Source organism: Microcoleus sp. Pol10D4, assembly GCF_036701555.1.
Lineage (GTDB): Bacteria > Cyanobacteriota > Cyanobacteriia > Cyanobacteriales > Microcoleaceae > Microcoleus.
Genome location: NZ_JAUBRA010000001.1, coordinates 107,187 through 131,607 on the forward strand (window position 1 = coordinate 107,187; position 24,421 = coordinate 131,607).

Here is a 24,421-nt window from a genome sequence, read left to right on the forward strand (position 1 = left end):
GCCCCGTGGTTGCCCTGGTTTCAACCGCCGAAGGATACGCAGAATAATCGAGGGTATAGCCAAACCGGATTTAATTATAATAACTACAGAGTAATGAAATCGCTAGCGGTGAGAATACCGGGGGTAATATTGTTAAGCTTCGCCAACAATTGATTGGTGTCCGTCACAGTAATCAAAGTTTGATTGTTGCTGGAAGTAATACTGAGTTGATTAAAATTCAAATCAGAACTCAGCCCAATTAAATCCTCTCCCTTGCGGAAATCATTAATGATGTCGCTACCCGAACTTTGATTGAGGAAAAACACATCATTTCCCGAACCACCAGTCAATGTATCGTCTCCAACATCCCCGGAAAGGAAATCTGCACCGCTGCCACCACTGAGAATATCATTACCTTTGCCGCCGTACAGGGTATCGTTACCGATGTCGCCACAGAGCACATCGTTTTCATTGCCACCCAACAGCAAGTCGTTGCCCTCACCGCCATCGAGACTGTCGTTTTCTTTGCCTCCGTACAGGGTATCGTTACCGATGTCGCCAAAAATCAGGTCTGCACCTTCATTGCCAAAGGCAATATCGTTGCCATTTCCAGCATTAATTGTGTCATTTCCTAAGTTCCCTAAAATGTAGTCGTCACCATCTTCACCCAGCAAGATATCGTCATCTTTACCGCCGAAAATGCTGTCGTTACCAACGCCGCCGGCAACTGTATCATTGCCTAAATCTCCCCTCAACAAGTCGTCGCCCTCACCACCAACAACAGTGTCAGGATCTTTGCCAGCGTAGATGGTATCGTTGCCAGCGCCGCCAGAGATGAAATCGCTGCCTCCATTGCCGAAGATTGAGTCGTTATCTGCGCCGCCGTCAATGTTGTCATTGCTGCCCATGCCGTAGAGAGTATCGTTGCCGGCTTGTCCGTTAATTGAGTCGTTGATGACACCGCCCATGATGAAATCGCTATCCTCGCCGCCGTTGATAGTTTGTTGGACGGGGTTGGGGGTGATGGTGGCAGGATCTAGTTGCGGGGCGTTGAGGCTATCGAGTAGGCAATCATCTGCAGGCGGAGTTGGCGTGGGAGTCGGAGTCGGTTCCGGTGTGGGAGTCGGAGTCGGTTCCGGTGTGGGAGTCGGAGTCGGTTCCGGTGTGGGAGTCGGAGTTGGTTCCGGTGTGGGAGTTGGAGTCGGAGTCGGTGTGGGAGTTGGAGTCGGAGTCGGTGTGGGAGTTGGAGTCGGAGTCGGAGTCGGAGTCGGAGTCGGAGTCTCAGTGGGAGTGGGAGTTGGAGTTGGAGTCGGCGTGACTGTAGGGTTCAATTCATAAGCGCCAATATCAACGATCGCACTTCCGTTATTATCACCATCTTGAGGGCGACTCACACCGCGCTGATCAGTCGCCGGCGCGCCCGCACCAGTACCCGTATCAATTGCCGGACTTCCTACTAGCAGCGGCAACACAAAAGCGCCGTTAATATTTTCCAAACGGCCGAGTAAGGGGTCTGCGATCGTCACATTTGCCGTAACATTACTATCATTAGGATCGCCCGTCGTCAGTTTAGCGGGAAATTGAAGATTGTTTCCCCCATCGATGAGCTCCCGTCCAGTGTGCTGCCTAGTTTTAAAAGAGTTACTTGCCGTATTCCTATCAAAAATCGAATTCTTGACAGTAATTGGCGATTTCACAGGATTGTTAAAAGTAGCAATACCTCCCGAAAATTCAGCGGTATTCTTAGCAAAAGTTGAATTGACGATGTTAGTCGAAAAGGAATCTCTGTTAGCGACAAGCATTGCTCCGCCCTGCTTAGCAGCGCTGTTGCCGGAAAATGTACTGTTGACAATGCTGATATTTCCATTCTCTCCTGACCACAAACCGCCCCCATTATCTTCAGCTTGGTTATTAGCAAAAGTGGAATTTGTTACCGTAAGTTCGGTGTTTCCGTGACGAATTGCGCCTCCAGAACCTCCAACTCCGGCTAGATCCTTAACAGCTTTATTGTTAACAAAAGTGCTATTTTCCAAGACCACTTTATCTTGCAAATAACCAAACAGAAAGGCTGCACCTCCTTCTCTCGCTCCGATATTGCCATCAAAAACACTGTTGCGGATGACAATATTTCCGGGAACAGGGCCGGGGGTTGCATTCGGTCCTGAAGCATTAGCGCCATCGACGTAAACTGCCCCGCCAACGCCTTTCTCTGTGCGGTTGCCTGTGAATTTAGAGTTTTCGATCGTCATGCTGCCCAACAGGTTATTAACAGCACCGCCGTAGCTGCCTTTGTTGTTGGTAAATTCGCTATCTTTGATAGTCAGAACACCGCCGCTTTTAGTAGCGATCGCACCGCCACCACGTTCGGTATTATCCGCTAGCGAACCGTCATTGCCGCTAAACTTGCTGTTAATTACATTTGTCGTGCTGCGAAAACCCGTGTAAATGCCGCCACCAAAACCGGCCACATTATTATTGACTTGACAATTTTCTAAAGTTAAAGTGCTGCTACCTCCTGTTTGAATGCCACCACCGGCGCTAGTTGTCTCATTATTCGGATCGGTTCCAGAAACTTTGCCGTTGGCAACAATTAGGTTTTTTAGAGTAACATTTGTTGCACCTTCTGTGCGGATTACCCGCGAAGCATTGTTGCCACTGATGGTTAAATTGGCTGCACTAACGGCATCAATTGTCAAGTTTTTGTTGATGACAAGTTGACCGTTCGTTAGAGTAATTGTTTGACCCGCAAGAGTGGAGGCAAATTGAATGGTATCGTCGGCTGCTGCAGAGGCGATCGCATCTCTCAAGGAACCGGCCCCGCTATCATTAGTGTTGGCAACGGTAATAGTCTTTAAAGTCCCTTGATAATCCGCCATTGCCTCTGGAGTCAAGGCTAGCGGTGCTTCAATATCACCCTTGGCAAACTCCAAATTCCAGTTACCACTGCGGCCAGTGCGATCGCTAGATGCTGCAATATCAGCCCCGGTTAACTCGCCCAGGCGATCGACAAAATCGCTTCCCGAACCCGCAGCCACATCGCAACCATAAAGCACAATATCTGCTTTGTCGCTTAGGGCATTTCGCCACCCTTGCAACTGGCTTTCATATTGCGGCAAATTATCCGCATTTAACGTCGCAGAACCTAGCTGCAAGCTGCCAGAATTGCCGTGAGAAATAATATGAACTTGGTCTACAGTTTCCCCAGCAGCAGAAATTGTTTGCAGTTTCGCAGTAATTTGCTCGACTCCGTTACCATTTTTATCTAAAATGACGATCTCTGCACCGGTAAGCACGCCACCCGCAAGAGTTTGATAGTCATCTAAGTCGGAATCAATGAAGACAATAGATTTAGAACCAGTATTGCGGAGAACAGATTGTGAATCCATGTTGGTGGCAAAAGTTGAACTCATTTGGCATACCCATGAGAATGTTTACTATTTGCTGGTAGATTCACCTTGAAAGCGGAAGGCTAGAGATGCAGAAGGCAGCAGGCAGAATTAATATCATTTCCGGTTACACCGGAATGATGTTGACTGTTGACGGTTGACTGTTGACTGTTGACAGTGAACGCCGTGAACAGTGAACTCGAATTTACTATTCCGATGCTAACGGATTTGATATAAAACCTCGGTGATCCATCGGGGAGATTAAAATTTAGGGGAAAACTTGAATTTTCTCCGTAAGTGAAATCCGACACTTGTCTCCCAAATCAGCTTAAGCTGTGTGAAAGTTGCGATTTTTTTAGCAATTAAATGGAGAGGATTTAATGTAAATAGTCGGATACGGGGAACCTCTCTATGTAGATTTGCCATGCACACCCTTAGCCAGATAAGTAGTGCATCAAACCATTTGGAAGCCTTGGTCAGGGGAAATTTAGAAAAGATTTTCTGGGTTCCGAATTCCTGAAAATTGCTCTAGCTAGTACCTGATACATTCACATTAGATAAAACCAGGAAAAATGCCTAAAAGTTTGATTAATTTAAGTTTTTCCCTACCTGGAAAAAGTTCCCAAAAATCTGAAATTTAGTGGTTGAGAAAGCTGGCTTTATTCGGGCGCTGCTGATGGCTAGCCAGATCAGGATTGCAATAGACTGATGTGCCTCATTCTAGGTGTGGGCGATCGGCAATAAACAAGATTTATTACCGATCGCTGTTAAAAAGAATCAGATCGATCGCTCCTCTTCGTTGGCGTAGCCCCCATAGGGGCGGACTGCGCTAACGTCATTCCCCAAATTTCAGGAGTTTGAGAGCTTTCTTCACCTCTTATAAGCGGGCGGGCTGCTGATGGCGCACCCTACCCCAGGCAGTTAGATTGTTACCTGAGTGAAATCGCTAGCGGTGAGAATACCGGGGGTAATACCGTTAAGCTTCGCCAACAATTGATTGGTGTCCGTCACAGTAATCAAAGTTTGATTGTTACTGGAAGTAATACTGAGTTGATTAAAACTCAAACCAGAATTCAGCCCAATTAAATCCTCTCCCTTGCGGAAATCATTAATGATGTCGCTACCCAAACTTTGATTGAGGAAAAACACATCATTTCCCGAACCTCCCGTCAAAGTATCATCCCCAACATCGCCACTAAGGAAATCGTCCCCAGCACCGCCGCTGAGAATATCATTAGCTTTGCCGCCGTAGAGGGTATCGTTACCGATGTCGCCACAGAGTACATCGTTTTCATTACCACCCAACAGCAAGTCGTTGCCCTCACCGCCATCGAGACTGTCGTTTTCTTTGCCTCCGTACAGGGTATCGTTACCGATGTCGCCAAAAATCAGGTCTGCACCTTCATTGCCAAAGGCAATATCGTTGCCATTTCCAGCATTAATTGTGTCATTTCCTAAGTTCCCTAAAATGTAGTCGTCACCATCTTCACCCAGCAAGATATCGTCATCTTTACCGCCGAAAATGCTGTCGTTACCAACGCCGCCGGCAACTGTATCATTGCCTAAATCTCCCCTCAACAAGTCGTCGCCCTCACCACCAACAACAGTGTCAGGATCTTTGCCAGCGTAGATGGTATCGTTGCCAGCGCCGCCAGAGATGAAATCGCTGCCTCCATTGCCGAAGATTGAGTCGTTATCTGCGCCGCCGTCAATGTTGTCATTGCTGCCCATGCCGTAGAGAGTATCGTTGCCGGCTTGTCCGTTAATTGAGTCGTTGATGACACCGCCCATGATGAAATCGCTATCCTCGCCGCCGTTGATAGTTTGTTGGACGGGGTTGGGGGTGATGGTGGCAGGATCTAGTTGCGGGGCGTTGAGGCTATCGAGTAGGCAATCATCCGAAGCTGGAGTTGGTGTCGGTGCAGGAGTTGGTGTTGGCGGCGGAGTCGGCGCAGGTGTGGGAGTTGGCGCCGGTTCGGGTGTGGGAGTTGGCGCCGGTTCGGGCGTGGGAGTTGGCGCCGGTTCGGGCGTGGGAGTCGGCGCCGGTTCGGGCGTGGGAGTCGGCGCCGGCGCGGGTGTGGGAGTTGGGGCCGGAGGCGGAGTCTCAGTCGGGACCGGCGCGGGTGTGGGAGTCGGGACCGGCGCGGGTGTGGGAGTTGGAGCCGGCGCGGGTGTGGGAGTTGGAGCCGGCGCGGGTGTGGGAGTGGGAGCCGGCGCGGGTGTGGGAGTGGGAGCCGGCGCGGGTGTGGGAGTGGGAGCCGGCGCGGGTGTGGGAGTTGGGGCCGGCGCGGGTGTCGGAGTTGGGGCCGGCGCGGGTGTCGGAGTTGGGGCCGGCGCGGGTGTCGGAGTTGGGGCCGGGACGACACTACCTCCCAATTCAAAAGATCCGCTGTCCACGATCGCACCTGGAATGCTGTCGCCATCTTGAGGACGAGTCACGCCGCGCTGATCCGTAGCGGGTGCGCCGGTGGGAATCCCTGTATCAATCGCCGGACTTCCTGTCAGCAGCGGCCTGACTAAAGCGCCGTTGAGGTTTTGCAAAGGCCCAAGTAAGGGGTCTGCGATCGTAATACTTGCCGTCGCATTGAAATCGCTTCCGTCATTGGGATTTTTGGCCGGCCACTGAAAATTCCCTCCTTGATCGCTATATTGGGCGGTGACGTGTTGCTGAATGCCCCAAGGGTTTCCTCCGTTAGCCGCTGTATTGTTGGAAAGAATCGTGTTTTTGAGGGTGACATTATTGGCAGTGGCGAAGATACCTCCACCAACCCAGCCGGCAGAATTATCGGCGATCGTCGTGTTGAGAATGGTTGTGGGTGCACCAAGAGTCATTGCACCGCCGAGTTTGTTGAAATCACCAGCAGCAAACGCCGTGGAGTTACCAGAAAACGTACTGTTAGTAATCGTAGTAGGGGCATTTCGCATCCACAGGCCGCCACCTTGATTGCCGGCTTTGTTGCCCGCAAAGGTGGTGTTGGTAATAGTCAATCCCTGGTTGGTGTTGTCGCTCAAAATCGTTACCCCACCACCGTTTCCAGGATTTCCACCGGGTAGCGCCAGAATTTCGTTATTTTGGAAGGTGCTCTTTTCCAAAATAACGTTGTCTTGGCTGCCGGTGAACAGATAAGCTGCGCCTCCTTCACCTCGACCTTTATTGTCTTGAAATACGCTATTGGTAATCTTAATTGTGCCGGAAGCTTCGCTGGGATTGCTGGCTCGATCGGTATAAACTGCGCCGCCGAAACCTCTTAAGAAAGAATTGGGCTGCCCTGTGGCGAAAGTGGCTGCTGTGGTGTCGTTGCCGATGAATCGGGAGTTGTCAATTGTCAGCTTACCTTGAAGGCTGTTAATTGCCCCGCCGTTAATTCCTTTGTTGTTGGTGAAGTCGCTGTTTGTGACTGTAAAAGTTTTGAAACTCAAAAAGCCGATCGCACCTGCACCGCGTTCATCGTTAGCTGCGGTGGCTACGTTGCCGTTGAATTTACTGTCGGTAACAGTCAGGGTATTGTTGAAATTACCAAAAATTGCGCCACCACCTTTATCGGCGACGTTGTTGTTGAACTGAACGTTTTCTACTGTGAGGTTTACTTCGTCGGTTGTGCCGATCGCGCCACCTCGATCGGTAGTTTTGCCGTTAGTAATAATCAGGTTTTTGACCACAAAATTGGTAGCAGTGGCAACGTTGGCGTTGACAAAAAACGCGCGGGATGCGTTGTTACCACTGATAGTTAAACCCGCTGCTGCGGCGCCGTCAATCGTGATGTTTTTGCCAGCGGGAATATCGAGTTGACCGCTGGTGAGAGTAATGGTTTGGCTGGCTAAACCTGGAGCGAAGGTAATTGTATCACCGGCAACAGCGCTGGCGATCGCAGCCCTTAATGAACCGGGTCCGCTATCGCTATTGTTGGATACTACGATCGTAGCTAAATCACCTTGGTAACTTGCCATAGCCTCTGACTGCAAGGCTAAGGGAGATTCAATTTGGCCAGAGGCAAATTCTAAATTCCAGTCGCCGCTACGGCCGGTTGTGTTGGTGGATGCCGCAACGTCAGCCCCGGTTAATTGACTGAATTGATCGACGAAATTAGCACCTGTACCGCCTGCTACATCGCAGCCATACAGCATGATGTCTGCTTGTGGGGCTAGTGAAGTTTGCCACTTTTCCAACTGGCTTTTGTATTGCTCTATGTTATCTGAACCCAGAGCGGTATTGCCTAATTGTAGGCTGCCAGAACTGCCGTGAGAAATAATGTGAACCGAGTCTATCGCCCCGTTAGTAGAGGCATATTTTTCCATCTCGGAGGTGATTTGTTCGATGCCGTTTTTGGTGCGATCGAGTATTACTACCTGCTGTCCCGGCAGCACTCCCGCTGTAATTGACTCGTAATCTTCCACGCCGGAGTCAATGAAGACTAAGGAGCGCAGTGGCATTTTTTTAAAAGCAGATTGTGAGTTAACTTGAGCGACTGTAGAACTCATATTGGAGACTCCATTAAGGGCATTATTAGTAGATACACCCCGGAGTAATCTCATCAGGCTTATTTGATTATATCTTAACACCAAATTTGGAGATGGTGTCATTTTAAAAATATTTTTAGTGATTTATTTTGCTCGGCATTGGCCTTTTGCATATTGAGTCAAAGGGAAATTTGAGCCTCTATCTATGGGAATAGATGGCAATATTAATCGGGACTTTTGAAATAAATCTAGGTTCTATTATCCAATTTTTTTTGACCTTATTTTGCTAATAGTAGCCTGAGTTGAGGGATGCGGAAATAGTGGAGGTAATTCACCTCCGAATAACTCCTCTTATATTTAGTATTTCTTATTGGAGTGTGAGATTTTACGTAGAGGGACAAGGCACTAGAGTTTCCCTAGCTGTATTTCATCCAAGGGATAACTGAATTATGTAGATTTTGAAGAATTCTATATGCTTTGAAGCTGCTAGGTTGGCGGTACACCCAAATACTGATTACCAGGACGTTTGGTCGCATTTACTAACAGTCAACACTGTCTAATATTAAGTGGAACCCATCGCGGGAAATCAATTGTCTTATGGGGTGCTACCGACACTGTGAGGACTGCCATCCTCACTACAAACGTGATTCAAATTATTCAGCGGGAGTTGATATGATTGCTGATTTAGTCAGATCGAAATCGTTGATTGCGATCGCGCCTGCGTCACTAATTACAATTGCATTCGATCCAGTCGCCCTCGGTACATTCCACACCCTGCATTAAATCACTCTCCTTAATTAGCAAAAAGTCGATCGCGCCCATCGCCGTTGCTTAGTATATCACTATCTCGATCGGCATAACACGAACCAAGTCCGCTGTTTTGAGTCCGAGAAGTATGCGATTTTGGCAATTGACTTTTGTATCGTTCTAGGTAATCTGAACTGAGGATAACAAAGCCTAATTGCAGTTGGCCCGATCGGCCGTCAGAAGTCGAGCCAACTTTGCCAATCTCTCTAAGGATAGAGGCATATTTTTGAAGTGCCGAGGTAATTTTCTCGATGCAGTCAGATTCCCCAGTCAAAATTCTGGAAACAAAATATCCACCTTCATTGATGCTGGAGTCCTTGAATACAAAACTTTTGGATGGGGAATTTGTGTATTCCAAGGCGGGAGTCGTTTCCCTTAAAGAAGTCAACATATTCCGTCCTCCAAAAGTGTGTTGAGCGGTAGATACAGCCTTGGAGTCAGAGCTTCTGAAACTGCCAGCAACCTTGTTGATGTCGCCCATTCTTATTTAACCTATCTATCAGTTTGCCCTATTTCTGCAGCACTGCCATCCGCGATCGCACGGAATTTATATTCTGCGTGTTTTCCCTTAGTTCCGGCAAACGCGCAATTACCGATCGATCCGGTATCCTATCCGTGATCCCACTTTCAAAAAAGAATGCAACTGTACGCCGGTGCTTGAAACCTCCATAGTCTTCAGTCATTCCCCCATCTAAAATCTAAAATCTAAAAGGGTATGACACTTAGTAGATTGGCCTCGCAACTGCACCGCTCAAGATTCTGTGGAAGATGGCGGTTTTTTCCCTGCATTGCGAATATTAATGATCTTGTTGAGTGCCTCAAACCAAAAAGCAGCCCCCATCGAAATAGCTACGCCGCTCAATATCCAACCAAACAATTTTGCAATCAAAGCCGGCCACAATAAATTCCCCTGCTTATCTCGTTCTAAGCTGTTCTGTTCGCTCCATCCAAAAGGCAGAGCTACCTGATCCAAAGCTCGATCGACATCCTGTTGAACTTTTGTCAGACTGGTTAAATTATTTGATTTAGTCTTAGCATTATTTGTCACCAACTGCTCAGCGTACAAATTAACAGTCGATCGCAACATCGAATCCTTCGACAACCGATTAATAATATGAATGCTATCAGCATTAGCAGCGACAGCGATCGCAGTTCCGAGCAAAATCGCTACCCCTCTAGCATTCCGCTTGTAAACACCAGAAGCACGCTCCATCGATTGGTCAAACCAAATTTCAATTTCTTTCTGAAACCGCTGCAACTGCTCTTGAGTATCTCCGCCGCTTTTTTCAGCGCGCTGCGCTAAAATATAAAGGCTGCGTTTCAAAGATTCTGGCATACTGTCCAAGGTTTCTTGAATTTGTTGATAAATCGGACTCTCCTCTTTGAGTTCCATAATTTCTGCTACAGAATCTTGACTTTTTTTAACAGTATTTAACAGATTGCTGAAACTCGGTTGTAGTTGCCCTAGCAGCGCCCCTCGCTCAATTTTGCTATCAAAACGAGCCTTGACAAATGCCATCTGCCTCTGAAATTCTCTCCCTGCCAGCTCGGTTTCTGGTAGATAAACCTGAGAATCTTTAATATAAAATCCTAGCTTTTCCGACATCCGATCTAAGCTGTTGCTCAAACTTGCTAAATTGTTTTGATAATCTTCAACAACTCGATTGAACTCCGCAGTCAGCCACCTAAATTCTTGCTCAATAATCGGTTTAGTAGAATCCGGTAAACTCAGATTTCCTCCAATCTGTTGAATTTGTGCTAATTGTAAATTTTTAAATCTTTCCAATCGGGTTTTAGAGATAGAGCTGAGCAAGCTAGAAACCTTTAAAGTCTCCAAAAGGCTAGCAGAAAAACACTCGGCTGGAATATAAGAAGGCCCACTGGATTTATTGCCGAAAACATTTTTAGTACCCGTAACTCCGTGGTACAAATCCCCCATGCGGTGCGTAACAGAGCGGAATCCTTCTGACAAAACCCCTTTCGCTCCCTGATTCAAATCCTTGATAATCGGATTGGCGTAAATCGAATGGGCTAACTGTCCGACTCTCTTAAATTGCAGGGGATCTTTCGATCCTTCGCTGCCTCCAGAAATTAGCACTTCGATCGACTTCTTTAAATGTTCCGCCCGCCACTGCCAAACAGTAGCAATCAGTTCCTGGATTTCCGAAGCTAGCAAGCTTAAAGTCAGGTAGATAAATACTAAGCCAATGATAATATCTATAATTACAGGCAAGTTCATGGTATTTTCCTAGTCGCGAATAACTGCTGTCTAAGTTTACCTTCAGTTTGGGACGCTCAAAACTCTCTTAACTTATGTCAGAAATCTTTCCATTCCTAAGCCGCAAACTGAAAAATCGTTGGAATGACAGCTTTACAGACAAAGTGTGGATGCTGGCTTTTCTGTTGGCTGCAGTGCTGATTTTCGGGATGAATCTGGGCGGCGTGGCTTTGCGGGATTGGGATGAAGGCATTGCAGCGCAGGTAAGTCGTGAAATTTGGCGCGGCAACTTAAACTGGCTGTATCCGACGATCGACTCAATGCCTTATTTGAACAAACCACCGCTGGTACACTGGCTAATCGGGCTGTGTTTTGCCGTCGGCGGTGTCAGCGAATTGACGGCGAGGTTGGTACCGGCGATGCTGACAGCCACTTCAGTGCCCTTGCTTTACGCCATTGGCAGGGAGTTGTTTCCTCCGCGTTCGATCGCCATTTTTTCTGCCCTCGTGTATCTGACGCTGTTACCGGTGGTGCGGCATGGACGTTTGGCGATGTTGGATGGAGCAGTTTTGTGTTTTTTGCTGGCGGCGATGTGGTGTTTGCTAAGATCGCGCCGGGATTTGCGCTACGCTTTGGGGGCAGGGATTGGGTTCGGACTCATTTGCCTGACTAAGGGCGTGATGTTGGGGCTACTGCTGGGTGCGATGGGCTGTATTTTTTTGGTTTGGGATACCCCGCGACTCCTCACTTCTGGGTATCTTTGGGGCGGATTGGCGATCGGAACATTGCCAGTAGCTGCTTGGTATTTTGCCCAATGGCTGCACTACGGCAAATATTTCATCCACATTAATTTAGTTAACGAATCTTTCCGGCGAATTTCGGAACCTGTAAGCAGTCACAGAGGCCCGCCTTGGTACTATCTGTTAGAAATTTTTAAATTAGCTTGGCCGTGGCAGTTATTTTGGCTACAAGGGCTGCGTCTGAGTTGGGAAAATCGCAGTTTTGCAGGGCCAAAATTAGTATTGGTTTGGACTGGAGTATATCTGCTGGCTATTTCTGTGATGACTACTAAATTGCCGTGGTATGTTTTGCCAATTTATCCAGCTTTTGCTCTTGCCGTTGGCAGTTATCTCGCTGAAGTTTGGGAGCAACTGTGGCTGCCACCAGAGCCGATCAAAGAGGAAGCAGAAGAACGTTTTGATGCTATTTCTTTGTTGCCTCATCCCGCGATTTTAGCAGTGCTGGGTGTAGTGGCTGTCGTCGGTTGCGTGTACTTTAGTGGCTGGGTACGGATCGGGGGACAAATTGCGCCTCCAGAGCGAGATTTGCAGTTAATGCTGATGTTTGTAGCTTTGACAATGACAATGGCGGCCGTGTTGCTGCACCGCAAAGACCGGCAGTTTATATTAGTTTTAATTTGGGGAACTTACCTGACGCTATTGGTATTGGTGGCTTCAGATAACTGGGTTTGGGAACTGGCGGAGGATTATCCCGTTAAGCCGATCGCCGAAATTGTCCGCACAGGAACTCCGGCGGGTCAACAGGTGTTTACTTCTCACCGCTTGGGCCGTCCATCGCTGAATTTTTACAGTCAACGCCAAGTTATTGTCGCCGACGCGCCGACGCTAAAACAGAAATGGCAATCTCATCCTCAACCTTATTTTCTGTTAGAAAAACCAGTTTTAAAACATTTAGGTTTGCAGAATGCTGAGATTGTCAAAGCAGCAGACGATTGGGTTTTGGTAACTAAAAAGTAAGTTAATAGTTAATAGTCCCTCCTTGGGGTGGGTGAGATAACTTTCGATTGTCTACTGTTGCTTCAGATGGACAGCCTTACCGGGAGCGGACTAGAATTGATAAGAAATCAATCGGACAGTATCTAACCGCTAACAATCAACAGACTGCATTTCTATTTTTAACGCCGTTTCGACTCTTTGATACTCCGCCTCAACCTCTTCTAAAAGCGCGCAGGCCGGATCAGGTAAAGGCTGGTTAGCATTTGTTCCCATGCGGCCCATGATTTCGAGTTCCTCGCACAGCTCAAACAAACGAAAAGCACCGAGAGTACCGCTAATCGACTTTAAAGAGTGAGCCGATCGCCGCAAAGCCAGCGGATCGGCGTTGGACAGAGCCATAGAGATGCCTCGCAGCAGTTCGGGAGCTGTTTCGAGGTAAATCTCGATCGCCTCGTCCAAAGCTTCCACTTCTCGCAGTCCCTCTATAATCTTGGCACTCAGGGAATCGTGGCTATGTGACAAAGCCCGATCGAGATTTGATGCACCCCACTCGACGACTCCGGGCGAATTGGAAATTGTCAGTTGGGGATTTCCCGCAACAGCCACATTCGATCGCACTTGTAATTCACTCGTTCCTTCGATCTGTTCCGCCGGGGCATCCAAACAAACAATCGGCTGCAGACGATCGAATGTGGAGTTCGATCGAGATTTACACGCGATCAAAGCTCGCACCAACTGGTCAATTGCGATCGGCTTGCTCAAATAATCGTCCATCCCCGCAGCCATACACTCTTCGCGATCGCCCTGCATCGCATTTGCCGTCATCGCCACAATCCAAGGCCTTGTCGATTTTCGATTTTCGATTTTTGATTTTCGATTGTTAGATTCCTCGTCAGTCAAATTTCGATTTTCGATTTTTGATTTTCGATTGTTAGATTCCTCGTCAGTCAAATTTCGATTTTCGATTTTCGATTTTCGATTGTTAGATTGCTCATCAGTTCCGGAAACTTCTGATTCTCCCGTGGGATTTTCTAAAGTTAAATCTGCTGAAAATTGCTCGCGGATGCGGCGAGTAGTTTCCAGTCCGTCCATTTCCGGCATTTGCACATCCATCAGCACCACATCGTAAGGCTGGCGGCGCAAAGCTTCGAGCACTTCGATACCGTTTCCCGCCACATCCGCGCGATACCCCATCCGCTGTAAAATTTGCAAAGCCACCTTCTGATTCACCAAATGATCGTCAGCCAACAGAATCCGCAGGGGTAAGTTCTCCGCCAGCATGGGTATGCTTTGCAAGAAAGCCCCGCTGGTGCGCTGCCCTCTAAATTCAGTTGTCTGTTCTCCAAAAATATTGATTAAAACATTGTAAAGCTGAGATTGTTTGATGGGTTTATTCAAAAAAGCAGCAAAATCCATCTCCATAGCAGGGGGGTTAATTTCTTGCCTGCCGATCGAAGTTAGCATCACTAACGGCAACTTTTCGCAATCAGGGTACCGGCGAATTTGCGCCGCTAAAGCCAACCCGTCCATTTCCGGCATTTGCATATCCAAAACTGCCAAGTCAAACATCTCTTTAGCAGCCAGCCAATCTAAAGCCAAACGAGCCGAATCTGAAGCCCTAGCCACCATTCCCCAAGACTGAGCTTGGAGAGTCAAAATTCTGCGGTTGGTAGCATTGTCATCGACAATTAAGACTCGCTTGCCAGCTAATTCAGGTTGAGAATTGCTCAAGTTAACTGGTAAGGAATTGTTGCAGCCATAAACGATCGTACTGAAATAAAAAGTAGAGCCAAGGGATTTCGTATTTTGGCCGATCGGCTTGTTGCTGAGTACAGATTTGGCATACCCATATTTTTCGGCAATTTCGCAAGATTCTGCCCATCCCAAATCAAAAACTGCCGATGATCTAAAATCGGCAGGAGGATTGCCCGCGACACTACCCATACTTTCCACCCACATCCGGCCGCCCATCATTTCGGCCAAACGCTTGCTAATTGCCAAACCCAATCCGGTACCCCCGTACTGCCGGCTCGTTGAAGAATCAACCTGGCTGAAAGATTTAAATAGCCGATCCATGCGATCGCTCGGAATGCCGATACCGGTATCTTTGACCGCAAAATGTATTTCGTATGCTGGGTTAATTGCTACCGGTTCGCCAGCAATTAATGACGGTTCTTTTGCGTTAGCGGTTGACACTGAAATCTTTTTTGCCGTCACCGAAACCACCACTTCTCCAGCGTCGGTAAATTTAACAGCATTACTGAGCAAGTTGATTAAAATTTGCCTCAAGCGGGTGCTATCGCCGATCGCCGTTGTTGGTACTGTACGATCGATCAAGTAACCCACTTCCAGTTTTTTTTGTGCCGCCTTGGTAGCTACCAAGTCTAGAGATTCCTCAATGCAAGTGCGGATGTCAAACGGATGTTCCTCCAAGTCCAATTTGCCCGACTCAATTTTCGAGAAATCTAGAATATCGTTGATGAGCGTCAGCAACGCATCACCACTGCTGCGGATAGTTTCTACAAAATCGCGCTGTTCGCGAGTTAAGGGCGTATCCAGCAGCAAACCGGTCATGCCGATGACTCCATTCATCGGAGTGCGAATTTCGTGGCTCATGGTGGCTAAAAATTCGCTTTTGGCTCTAGTAGCCGCCAGTGCTTGATCGCGAGCTTTTGCCAAATCTACGTCGGTTTGCTGGCGTTCGAGTTCGCTTCCCACCCACTGAGCCATCAATTTCACCAACTCTCTATCTACAACTCGGAACGGTTCTGTCACAGGAGTTGGAGAAAAGAAGCACAGAGTTCCGTAAACTTCACCTCCCACCGTGACGGGAATGCCCATGTAAGCTTCGATGGGGAAGGCTCGATCGTCGCTGTTGAAGGAAAAACCCGAAAATCTTACCGACTCAAAGTAAATCGGTTCTTTTGCCATTGACGTAGCGACGCAGAAAGTTTTTTCCAGATCATAGATTTGGTCTTTGACGATCGACCCATCGGGACACTCAATAGCCATTATTTGATAGTTGTCGCCTTGAATGCAGGACAAAATTCCCACGGACAGGCCTAAATGCCGACATCCCATTGCCAGCAGTTCTTGGAGGCGCAAATCAAAGGTAGAGAGGTGGTTGAGCGGGTCTGTACGGGGAGCCGAAGTTACTTGGTACAAAGCTTTGATGGCAGCTTCGCTTTCTCGCAGTTCTTGTTCTGTTTGCTTCCGCACGCTGATGTCGCGCGAAATGCCGATAATTTCTTGGACTTCGCCGGTTTGGGGATCACTGATCGTGCGGCCGGTGGTTTCAAACCAAATGTATTTGCCGTCTTTGCGGCGGATGCGGTAGCTGACGGTGTAAGTAACTGGGAGCGCCAGGACTTTCCAGTGAGCTTTGGCAATGGTTTCTAAATCGTCGGGGTGAAAATAATCCTTGGGGACGCGGCCGATGAGTTCCGAAGGTTCATATCCCAGCAAAGCCCGGCTGGCTGGCGATACGTAAATAAACACGCCTGTGGGGTCGTGTCTGGTGATCATGTCGGTTGAATTTTCGGCCATCAACCGATAGCGGTCTTCGCTTTCATTACGTTCGACTTGAGAATTGCCCAATGCTTCTAGCATTCGGTTGATGGCGTCGGCCAAGCTTGCGAGTTCATCTGCTCCTGCCATCTGAACGCGCAAGCTTGGATCGCCGTTGGCTGCGATGTTGCTGACGCTGGTGCTCAAGGAAGCCAATCTCGCCAAGACTAATTTTTCTAGCAACAGCAGGGTGATGGCGCTAAATATTAAACCTACTGCCAGTATTGATAAGGTAAACAGCTCCAAGGTAGCCTGACCTTGGCCGTAGATGATGCGATCGGTCTCTACTCGCAGCAGCAACGCTAGGTTGCCGTGGATGTCGCGAATCAGGGCGTATCCTGCTACTAAGGTGTCGCTGAGTGGCTCGACTAAAATTTCTACTGATTTGAGGTTAGAAATTTTGAGTTTGACATTTTCCAACTCCTGTCTCGATCGAGCCAGGGCCTTGGCGCTGTGCCCGGAGTAGTTCGCGGCTCCAACTTTAAAATCTAAACTCGGCAATCTAAAATCCACTGACAGGTGAGTCAGCTCTGAAAGCAAACCGATTTCGCTGCTGTCGAGGTAGCGTCCCAAGATCAGCGTCCCCCGCGACGGGCCTTGGGCGTTGCTGTTGAAGATGGGCTTGGCGGCAATCAGCAGCCTGGCTTCTGGCAGGGTGAGGACGCCTGTTTTGGCGGCGGGGCGATCGCCATCGACTGTCGATGAGTCTAGTAGCGCCTCGGTCAAGTGTTGTTTTAAGCTTTCGGGAATCGGGATTTCGGTTTGGGATTTAAGGTCGAAACCTTTGCTGAATATCGTCTTACCGTTGGAGTCAAGCAGCACCAATAAGTTTAGTCTCAAGTAAATAAATGTCGAATCGACGAAATTTGACTTGACAAAATTTTCGTTCCGTGTTTCGACGAAAGAGTAAGTATCGTCCCACTCGGCGTAATCTTGGGCGCTGGTGTCTAAATTCGACAAGTCATCATCTAATGCGTCCAAAGCCCGTGCGACATCCTGGCGGACGTACTGTGCCTCCAGGTTGTGAAAATCATGCAGCAAAATAGTTGATGCAGTGGCATAGAGCACCACAATCAGGCTGATCAGCGCTGCACCGATGATTAATAGTGTTTTTTTTCGGAGTTGCATGGCGTCGCCCTCCTCACGGTGCTACTCGGCAACTAGCCAGGAGAGGTTTGAGACGTAGGTTGTTTAGCATTGGCGATCGCAGGGCCTGCGTGTGTGGACTTTTCTGGGCTGACGAAAGCAAAGCCCTTGGTAGTTCCAAGGTATCCGGTATGTTGCCCCCCACAGTCAGTGTAGTATTTTCACAGCTTTAGTTCCATATTATGCACAACCTATGACCTACAAGTTATAACCTGACGATCGGCATCTTCAAAAGAAACGGGCGATCGAACTCAAAACAGTTGGCGTTTGATACTGACGCAGCCAGGGCGGCGGGCTGTTGGTATAACAGGCGTGCTGGGTTGAGAACCCTCACTATTATTGTACCTAAAAAATATTGAGGAGAGAGCGGACTGGGGCGCCGAGTTTTGCCTACCAAAAGGTTCTTATTGCCATAGCTGTTTTGATTTTTGTCCTTCTCTAACAATCCTTGCAGGAGTAGTGCAATAATCCCAAAAGCCTATCCAGCCTAAAAGCTTGAACCGCGTTCAACAATTGTCATAGCAGAGACAATGAATATGCGGCGGCTTTTCATTTATTACATCTGCAAATAAAATATACAACAATCAAAAAAATCGGCTTTTCACTTTTCTATTTTGAATTAATCAAAACTGCTAATTAAGATTTATAAATTCACAGTTTGCACAATCCTCAACAAACGGGTAGAAACGGGTTTACCCATAACATTATTCAACAGTACCAACAAATTCATACAAACCCGTTCCCATTCCTCGATCAAATCCTTTACTAACATTAGTGCCTGATATCAGTAGAAACTCATATCAGGCACTATCTGCAATCCGATCGCAATTGGAGTCGTTTTTATCGGATGACGGCTAAAGCACCGGCGCCCGCAGCAGCAGCGGCCGAGGTAAGAGCCGTGAAAAACAGCCACCAAGAGGCAACTTCTGCTGCTTTCCGGGTTTCTTCGGCTTGTTTTTCAGCTTGCACTTTGATGCTTTCGAGGCGAAGCTGCGCCTCTTGTTGCAAGCGTTCTGCTCTTTGCAAGACGCTGTTGCGGCTTCTTTCAATTTGGTCGATCAAGCGGTTGGCATCTGCTTCGGAAATGTCCTCGCGCGAACTCATTAGTGCTACTAAAGTATCGCGGTTGAAATGACCAAGCCGATCGCGCAAAGCATCAAATCCGGCTTGCGGATCGTCAAATAACTTCCGCACGTCCCGCGTAATACCTTCGTAATTTAGTTCAGGGCGATCGAGCGAATTGAGGTAATCCCGAATTTTTCCGAGAATCCCGTCAATTACCGACTGAATACCCTCCTGTATTTTCTGAATTTGCATTGCGAATTCATCGCGCACCGACAAAATTCCATCGACAATGCGATTGGCTTCTGCTTCAGAAATATCCTGCCGCTGAGACAGCAGAGAAACAATTGTAGCTCGATCAATGTGCGACAAGCGCTCGCCCAAACTGTAAGCACCGACTTTCGGGTCATGCAGCAGCAGTTGCAAGTCGCGCTTGATGGCTTCGGGATTTAATTCATCCTTGCCCGTATTACGCAAATAATCTTCTAAAACACTCTGAAAATCGTGTACTTGGCTTTGCACCCGTTTCGCCAAACGGCGCGGCGCTTTCACTATCGAGCCAAGGGTTTCCTGCACTTGATCGATAATTTGATTGACTTGTTCCTCGCTCAAATCTTGTCTCTGAGAAAGCAGTTTTACCAAAGTATCGCGATCGACTTGAGACAGGCGGCCACGCAGCGCTAAAGCTCCTTCTTTAGGATTTTCCAGCAGTTTTGTCAAATCCCGCTTAATCCCTTCTGGATTGAGTTCTGATTTGCCAGTATTGCGGAGGTAATCTGCAAGGGCGGTTGTTGTATGGTCGTACTGATCCTTAGCTTTTTCCGCCAACTTTTGCGGCGTATGCAGCGCGCCGTGCCAAGTTTCTTCGGTGCTGTCGAGAAGCTGATTTGCTTGGTCTTCGCTGAGGTCTTTCCGCTGAGATAGCAATTTTACCAAAGTTTGGCGATCGAACTTAGAAGCCCTAGCTCTCAGCGCCCACATTCCCGCTTCCGGGTTGTCCAGCAGCGTTTTCAAATCGCGCTTGATGCCTTCGGGATTGAGTTCTTCTTTGCCCGTAGACTTCAAGTATTCTTGTACTCTTTGCCACTGGTTGTCTAGTCGGGCTTGCGCTGCTTCTTGCAGACCTTGAGAATCTGCTAAAACTACATCTCGCGTCCTTTCCAACTCTTGAACAATCTGTTCTACTTCCTGGAATCCGAAGTTTTCGCGACCTCGGAGAATTTGCACAAAACTGTCGCGGGTGTAAGGAGAAAGCCGATCGCGCAACTGTTCGTAACTAGCGTCGGAATCCTCTAAGATTTTTTTGAAATCCCTGCCGATACCTGCTGCTGTCAGTTCTTCTTTCGGCGTCAGCTTCAAATAAGTTTCCAGTCGCCACTGCAAATCACGAGCTTTTTCTTGCTCCTCAGCAAAGATTACGGTTTGTAAAACGCGCTGTCTAATTGCTTCTAATTCCTGGGAAATTTCTTTAATTTTGTCTTGGGTAAAAACGCCTCGACTGGCCAATATTTCCGCAAAATTAGACTGTTTTAGTTTTTCTAATTCGCGGCGCACTGTTCCCGGATCGGCTGTAGGATCGTAGAGTACGTCACGAAATTCGCGCTCGATCGCTTGCGGGTTCATCTGCCACGAATAAGTGTTGAGCAAGTAGTTTTCTACGTCGGCGCGAATTGGGCTGTAAGTTTGGGGTTCGCCTTTGACTTGAGCGGTAATTTTATCAGTTTGCTGGGTAACTTTGTCTTTAGCTTGTTTGAGCTGACCGACTACTTTTTCCACATCCAAGTCGGAAATATCCGTGCGACCCAATACTATTCCCATTAAAGCATTGACTGCCATTGTCGTTGCTTGGGACATCATTGTCGGGTTCTGTCCAGAATTTTGACCGCCCAGATTGCTGAGGGCTTTTTCTACCCTACTTGCCAATTTATCTGAGACCAAATCTCCTGATTTAGCAGATTTGAGATAGTCTACTAATTGGGCGATGCCGTCTGATGGCTGCCCTTGTTTTCCTACTTGTTTCCAAGCATCTTGAAGTTGGTCTACAATCCGGTTTACGTCTCGTTTTGATAAGTCAGATCGCGAACTTACTAAATCTACGAGAGTTTGCCGATCGAGATTCGGCAAATTTTCGGCTGCAATGGTTTTTAGTTGCGGATCATTAAGCAATTTTTCAAACTCGCTACGCATCCCTTTGATGTCTAATTCTGGCGGTTTGAGGCTTTGGATGTAGTCTTCGACGTTTTCGCGCAAGCTTGTGGGGTCGATCGCGCTACCAAGTTCGTGGCCCACTGCTGCTGCTGCCGCTTTGGCTGTGGCGACGACTTGGTTGCTGGCTGCTTTTGCGCCGATGGCCGAGGCTGCGGTGCCGAGAATCGCTTGAAAGCCTGATGTGGCGCTGTTGACGACGGAACCGATCAAAGAACCGACGGTGGTGGAACTCACCCAGACGAGCATTGAGAAATAGGTGGCCCACACGACTAAACCGACGATCGCACCTAAACCGGGATTGCTAATCAAGCTGAGCTTAACTGCTAGCAAGCAAGCGAAAAATAAAGCGACGGTGACGGTTATTAGCGTCCAAGTGCCTACTTTTCTGCCGATGTGGCGGACTGGGGAGCTGCCGCTATCCGAGTGCTGGCCGCCGTCGTCGTGCGATTGTCCAATGTAGGAAAGGCCCGCAGCTACTGATAAATTTGTTAGCAAGAGTTGGAAAGCGCAGGCGAGCACAACTCCAGCTATCAAGGCGATAAAAAATTGTGGCCCGGAATAGAGGAGTGCTGCGTCTTCTGCTCTGTATATAGTAGTCTGCTCTACTGGCACTTGTGCCAGCCAAGACCCGATGTTATACAGTTGTGGATTTATTGGCAAATTTTGATACATAGTATATTCCTCATTAAGGGGTGGGTGCGCGCGATCGTTGGCGCGAGTTAACCAATGTATAGTTTTAGACTCATGCCCCCAATGGCAAGCATCGCCTTATTGACGAGCTAAAGCATCCCCCTACAGTTGGAAGTGTAGAAATATGTCTGTGGCCGGCTGTCACTTTAGAAATATTTGTGGTATGTAAATTGGCAGTTGTGAAGTTGTTAGTTCTCAGTTATGAGTAAAGTGTGCTGCTACGCATCCGAGATAGATGGTAGTAATGGTAAGTCTGATTAAAATAATTGCAGAGGAAAATCTTTTGTTGATCGATATAAAGAGTCTGTACAGAACCGCGACAAATTGTTGACAATTCATCTACCAATCCCATACCCAATTAGCTTTCAAGGAATTCGATCGTGCAGCGAGAAAGTCATGCAATTATTATTGGCGGTAGTTTAGCAGGACTGTTAGCCTCTAGAGTATTAGCAAAACACTTCGACCGAGTAAGTATTGTTGAACGAGATTTTTTCCCAGAAAAACCCGCACCTCGCTCTGGGATTCCTCAATCCCGTCACCTTCACGTCCTTTTAAATAGGGGAAAAATGATCCTAGAAGAGTTTTTTCCCGGCTTGGAAAAGGAACTCGTAGCTGCTGGTGCTCCTAGTTTAGATCCGAGGTCGATCGGGTGGTTTAGTCCGGCGGGTTGGGCACCGCAATTTAGCCCGGATCTAAATGATTTAATTATCTTCAGTCGGGATTTACTTGATTGGCAAATTCGCCGTAGGTTGGCTGAAAATATGAACGTGCATTTCCTCGAAGGAGGCACAGTAACGGGGTTGCTGGCGAATGCCTCACGCACGGAAGTTGCTGGCGTGTCGGTGCGTTTTCGCGATCGCCACAACCCAGGTAACATCCATGCAGAAAATTTGTATGCAGATTTAGTAGTCGATGCTGGCGGTAAAGTTTCAAAAACACCTCAATGGTTGAAAAGTTTGGGCTATGAACCTCCGCAAGAAACCGCTATTAATGCTTTTGTCGGCTATGCCAGCCGCATCTATGAAGGCAGCGGTAAATTGTCAGACACTGCGCCAGTATTTGTGTCAACCGCACCGCCATTTCGCACCCGTGGCGGTGCAATTTTCCCGATCGAAGGCAATCGCTGGCTGGTGCTTCTCATCGGGGGCGATCGCGATTATCCCCCCACAGACGAAGCAGGTTTTCTAGAATTTGCCCGCACTTTGCCAACCCCGACAATTTATGATGCAATTAAAGACGCAGAAGCAATAACACCTGTTTATAGTTATCGAGGTACAGAAAACCGTTTGCGCCACTACGAGCGGCTCGCTCGTTACCCTGAAAACTTAATAATTATCGGTCATGCAGTTTGCGCTTTTAACCCGATATACGGACAGGGAATGACGGTTGCTGCACTAGATGCTCAGATGCTAGATAAATGTTTGCAAAAGCAAAGAGAGCGGTATCCAGAAGGCGATTTAACAGGCTTTGCGCGACAATTTCAACAAAAACTAGCAAAATTACACACTATTCCTTGGACGTTTGCCATCAGTCAGGACTCTCGCTATCCGGGAAGTGAAGGTGCAAAACTAAACCTTGCTACGCGGCTGACAATTGATTACATAGATTTGGTGTTAAAAGTGCTGGTGGGAGATGCTAAAGTTTGTCAAGCTTTTTTGGAAGTTCTGCACATGATTGAGTCGCCGGCTGTACTTGTTCATCCCAGTATTGCGGTTAAGGCGATCGGGCAATTAGTCACAGTTCGACAGAAGGCAGAATTAATATAAAGATTTTATACAGAATCCGGTTATTTTTGCCAATTCTATTTTTTCCCGCCGAGGAAGGAAGATAAACCCAGATAAAATCCTATTCATCTGCGTTTATTTAACCTGATATTATGTCCGCTAGAACAGGGATGATAAAAAGCGTGACTTTTGCGACTGCGGTTTTCGGGTATTTCACGTAATTAAGAGGGGTAAAATCCGATTTAGTACCCCAACAGTCGGTTTTTGAAATAAATCTAATGATTTATTTCAAAAAAGGTTTTTAGTCACGACTTCCCCACAGGACTCAAAAAACCGAGTTTTTCACCCATATCCCTCGCCCTTCACGGTATATTGTCGTAAAAAAAATCGGTTTCTGCCGCCTAGAATAATGTAGACTTGTGCAATTCTCACTTACCAGCCAAACAATCTAATTCCCGTTGCATTTGGGCGGTAACTCGCTCGAAACAAGCATCAACATAATCGCGATCGCGCGCCGCCTCCGAACCGTACCTCTCAAATACAATCGGTTCGCACACGCGAGTCCGAATTTGCACGGGTAAAGGCAAGTTCGGCAAAGGCCCAATACCCAGTCCCCAAGGCAATCCCAAATACACCGGAAATACCACCGGATCGATGCCCAACAACCACGGCATCCCCAATTCATGCAATTGCTTAACTTGTTCGTACAAATCTGCCAAAACTATCAAAGTATCGTGTGCACCGTGCGATACAATCGGTACAATTGGCGCTTTTTCTCGCAATGCTAATTTGATAAATCCCTTGCGTCCCGCAAAGTAGATTTGATCGCGCAAGTGGTGCGGGCGGAAAACATCTTGAGCGCCGCCCGGATAGACGAGAACTGGAGCATTTTTTCGCAAAGCTGCGATCGCCATTTTCGGATGCGCCTTGAGGGCTCCACACTGAACCGCCATGCTAGCAACATCAGGAGAAACTTCCCAAACCGTCGGGTGCATCAATCCGTAGGCCAAGCGTTCGGTTCCGTACCTGCGGAACCATTCGTATAGGAACATAAACATATCGGGAGCGGCGAGTCCCCCGTTGTGAGAACCGACAACAAGCATTTTTCCGCTCGCGGGCACGTGGTGCCAGCCGTCGCTTTCTACGCGAAAATAGTAGCGGTACAACCATTCCCAGATTGGCAACAAAAGCTGAATGAAGTCGGGATTGCGATCGTCTAAAGATAAACCGTCAAAGGGATATTTAGAGGATTTTCCGTCTTTTTTGTTAGTAGTTTTTGTCACTGCAAAAATATTTAACGCTTTGGTCATTATATAGCAGAAGGAAGAAAGCTTTAACTCTCGAATAGAGAAGGCTTGAGTTATTTGGGAAAGAAGGAAGAAGGGAGGAGATTAGTTGGGCATTTCCTCTCCTTGTGCCTGCGCTAATGGCCATCGCCCT

General features: G+C 47.8%; 10 protein-coding genes. 2 read left to right on the forward strand and 8 right to left on the reverse strand.

Annotation, left to right across the window (positions count from 1 at the left end):
• Positions 1-83: 83 nt before the first annotated feature.
• From QUA36_RS00390 to QUA36_RS00410, 5 genes are all read right to left on the reverse strand, one after another.
• Positions 84-3,389 (reverse strand): DUF4347 domain-containing protein, encoded by a 3,306-nt coding sequence (locus QUA36_RS00390; RefSeq protein ID WP_333454847.1) that lies wholly within the window; start codon positions 3,387-3,389, stop codon positions 84-86.
• A gap of 897 nt (positions 3,390-4,286) precedes the next feature.
• Complete coding sequence (locus QUA36_RS00395) at positions 4,287-7,844, reverse strand: DUF4347 domain-containing protein (protein WP_333454849.1); 3,558 nt, start codon at positions 7,842-7,844, stop codon at positions 4,287-4,289.
• 772 nt (positions 7,845-8,616) lie between these two features.
• On the reverse strand, positions 8,617-9,111 hold the full coding sequence (locus QUA36_RS00400) for a hypothetical protein (protein WP_333454850.1): 495 nt from the start codon (positions 9,109-9,111) through the stop codon (positions 8,617-8,619).
• Between the two features lie 28 nt (positions 9,112-9,139).
• Positions 9,140-9,313: a hypothetical protein gene (locus QUA36_RS00405; protein ID WP_333159909.1), complete on the reverse strand. Its 174-nt coding sequence runs from the start codon at positions 9,311-9,313 to the stop codon at positions 9,140-9,142.
• A 68-nt stretch (positions 9,314-9,381) separates the two neighbouring features.
• The gene (locus tag QUA36_RS00410; protein WP_333159907.1) at positions 9,382-10,869 is read right to left on the reverse strand and encodes a hypothetical protein; all 1,488 of its coding nucleotides are present in this window, start codon (positions 10,867-10,869) and stop codon (positions 9,382-9,384) included.
• Positions 10,870-10,943: 74 nt separating this feature from the next.
• Between QUA36_RS00410 and QUA36_RS00415 the strand changes: the two genes are divergently transcribed.
• Positions 10,944-12,605: a glycosyltransferase family 39 protein gene (locus tag QUA36_RS00415; RefSeq protein WP_333159905.1), complete on the forward strand. Its 1,662-nt coding sequence runs from the start codon at positions 10,944-10,946 to the stop codon at positions 12,603-12,605.
• 129 nt (positions 12,606-12,734) lie between these two features.
• On the opposite strand, the gene QUA36_RS00420 is transcribed toward QUA36_RS00415, so the two are convergent.
• Together QUA36_RS00420 and QUA36_RS00425 are read right to left on the reverse strand one after the other, a co-directional pair.
• Complete coding sequence (locus QUA36_RS00420) at positions 12,735-17,279, reverse strand: response regulator (protein ID WP_333454853.1); 4,545 nt, start codon at positions 17,277-17,279, stop codon at positions 12,735-12,737.
• 858 nt (positions 17,280-18,137) lie between these two features.
• On the reverse strand, positions 18,138-21,239 hold the full coding sequence (locus tag QUA36_RS00425; RefSeq protein WP_333454854.1) for an MFS transporter: 3,102 nt from the start codon (positions 21,237-21,239) through the stop codon (positions 18,138-18,140).
• Positions 21,240-21,637: 398 nt separating this feature from the next.
• On the opposite strand from QUA36_RS00425, the gene QUA36_RS00430 reads away from it, so the two are divergent.
• Positions 21,638-23,023 (forward strand): 2-polyprenyl-6-methoxyphenol hydroxylase-like oxidoreductase, encoded by a 1,386-nt coding sequence (locus tag QUA36_RS00430; protein ID WP_333454856.1) that lies wholly within the window; start codon positions 21,638-21,640, stop codon positions 23,021-23,023.
• A 386-nt stretch (positions 23,024-23,409) separates the two neighbouring features.
• Here the strand turns inward: QUA36_RS00430 and QUA36_RS00435 are convergent, their stop codons facing one another.
• Positions 23,410-24,291, reverse strand: a complete 882-nt coding sequence (locus tag QUA36_RS00435; RefSeq protein WP_333454858.1) for a glycerol acyltransferase — start codon at positions 24,289-24,291, stop codon at positions 23,410-23,412.
• Between the last annotated feature and the right edge of the window lie 130 nt (positions 24,292-24,421).

Excerpts from the sequence above, each read along its gene's own strand:
- QUA36_RS00390 (WP_333454847.1), bottom strand. The coding sequence starts at position 3,389 with ATGAGTTCAACTTTTGCCACCAACATGGATTCACAATCTGTTCTCCGC.
- QUA36_RS00395 (WP_333454849.1), bottom strand. The coding sequence starts at position 7,844 with ATGAGTTCTACAGTCGCTCAAGTTAACTCACAATCTGCTTTTAAAAAA.
- QUA36_RS00400 (WP_333454850.1), bottom strand. The coding sequence starts at position 9,111 with ATGGGCGACATCAACAAGGTTGCTGGCAGTTTCAGAAGCTCTGACTCC.
- QUA36_RS00405 (WP_333159909.1), bottom strand. The coding sequence starts at position 9,313 with ATGACTGAAGACTATGGAGGTTTCAAGCACCGGCGTACAGTTGCATTC.
- QUA36_RS00410 (WP_333159907.1), bottom strand. The coding sequence starts at position 10,869 with ATGAACTTGCCTGTAATTATAGATATTATCATTGGCTTAGTATTTATC.
- QUA36_RS00415 (WP_333159905.1), top strand. The coding sequence starts at position 10,944 with ATGTCAGAAATCTTTCCATTCCTAAGCCGCAAACTGAAAAATCGTTGG.
- QUA36_RS00420 (WP_333454853.1), bottom strand. The coding sequence starts at position 17,279 with ATGCAACTCCGAAAAAAAACACTATTAATCATCGGTGCAGCGCTGATC.
- QUA36_RS00425 (WP_333454854.1), bottom strand. The coding sequence starts at position 21,239 with ATGTATCAAAATTTGCCAATAAATCCACAACTGTATAACATCGGGTCT.
- QUA36_RS00435 (WP_333454858.1), bottom strand. The coding sequence starts at position 24,291 with ATGACCAAAGCGTTAAATATTTTTGCAGTGACAAAAACTACTAACAAA.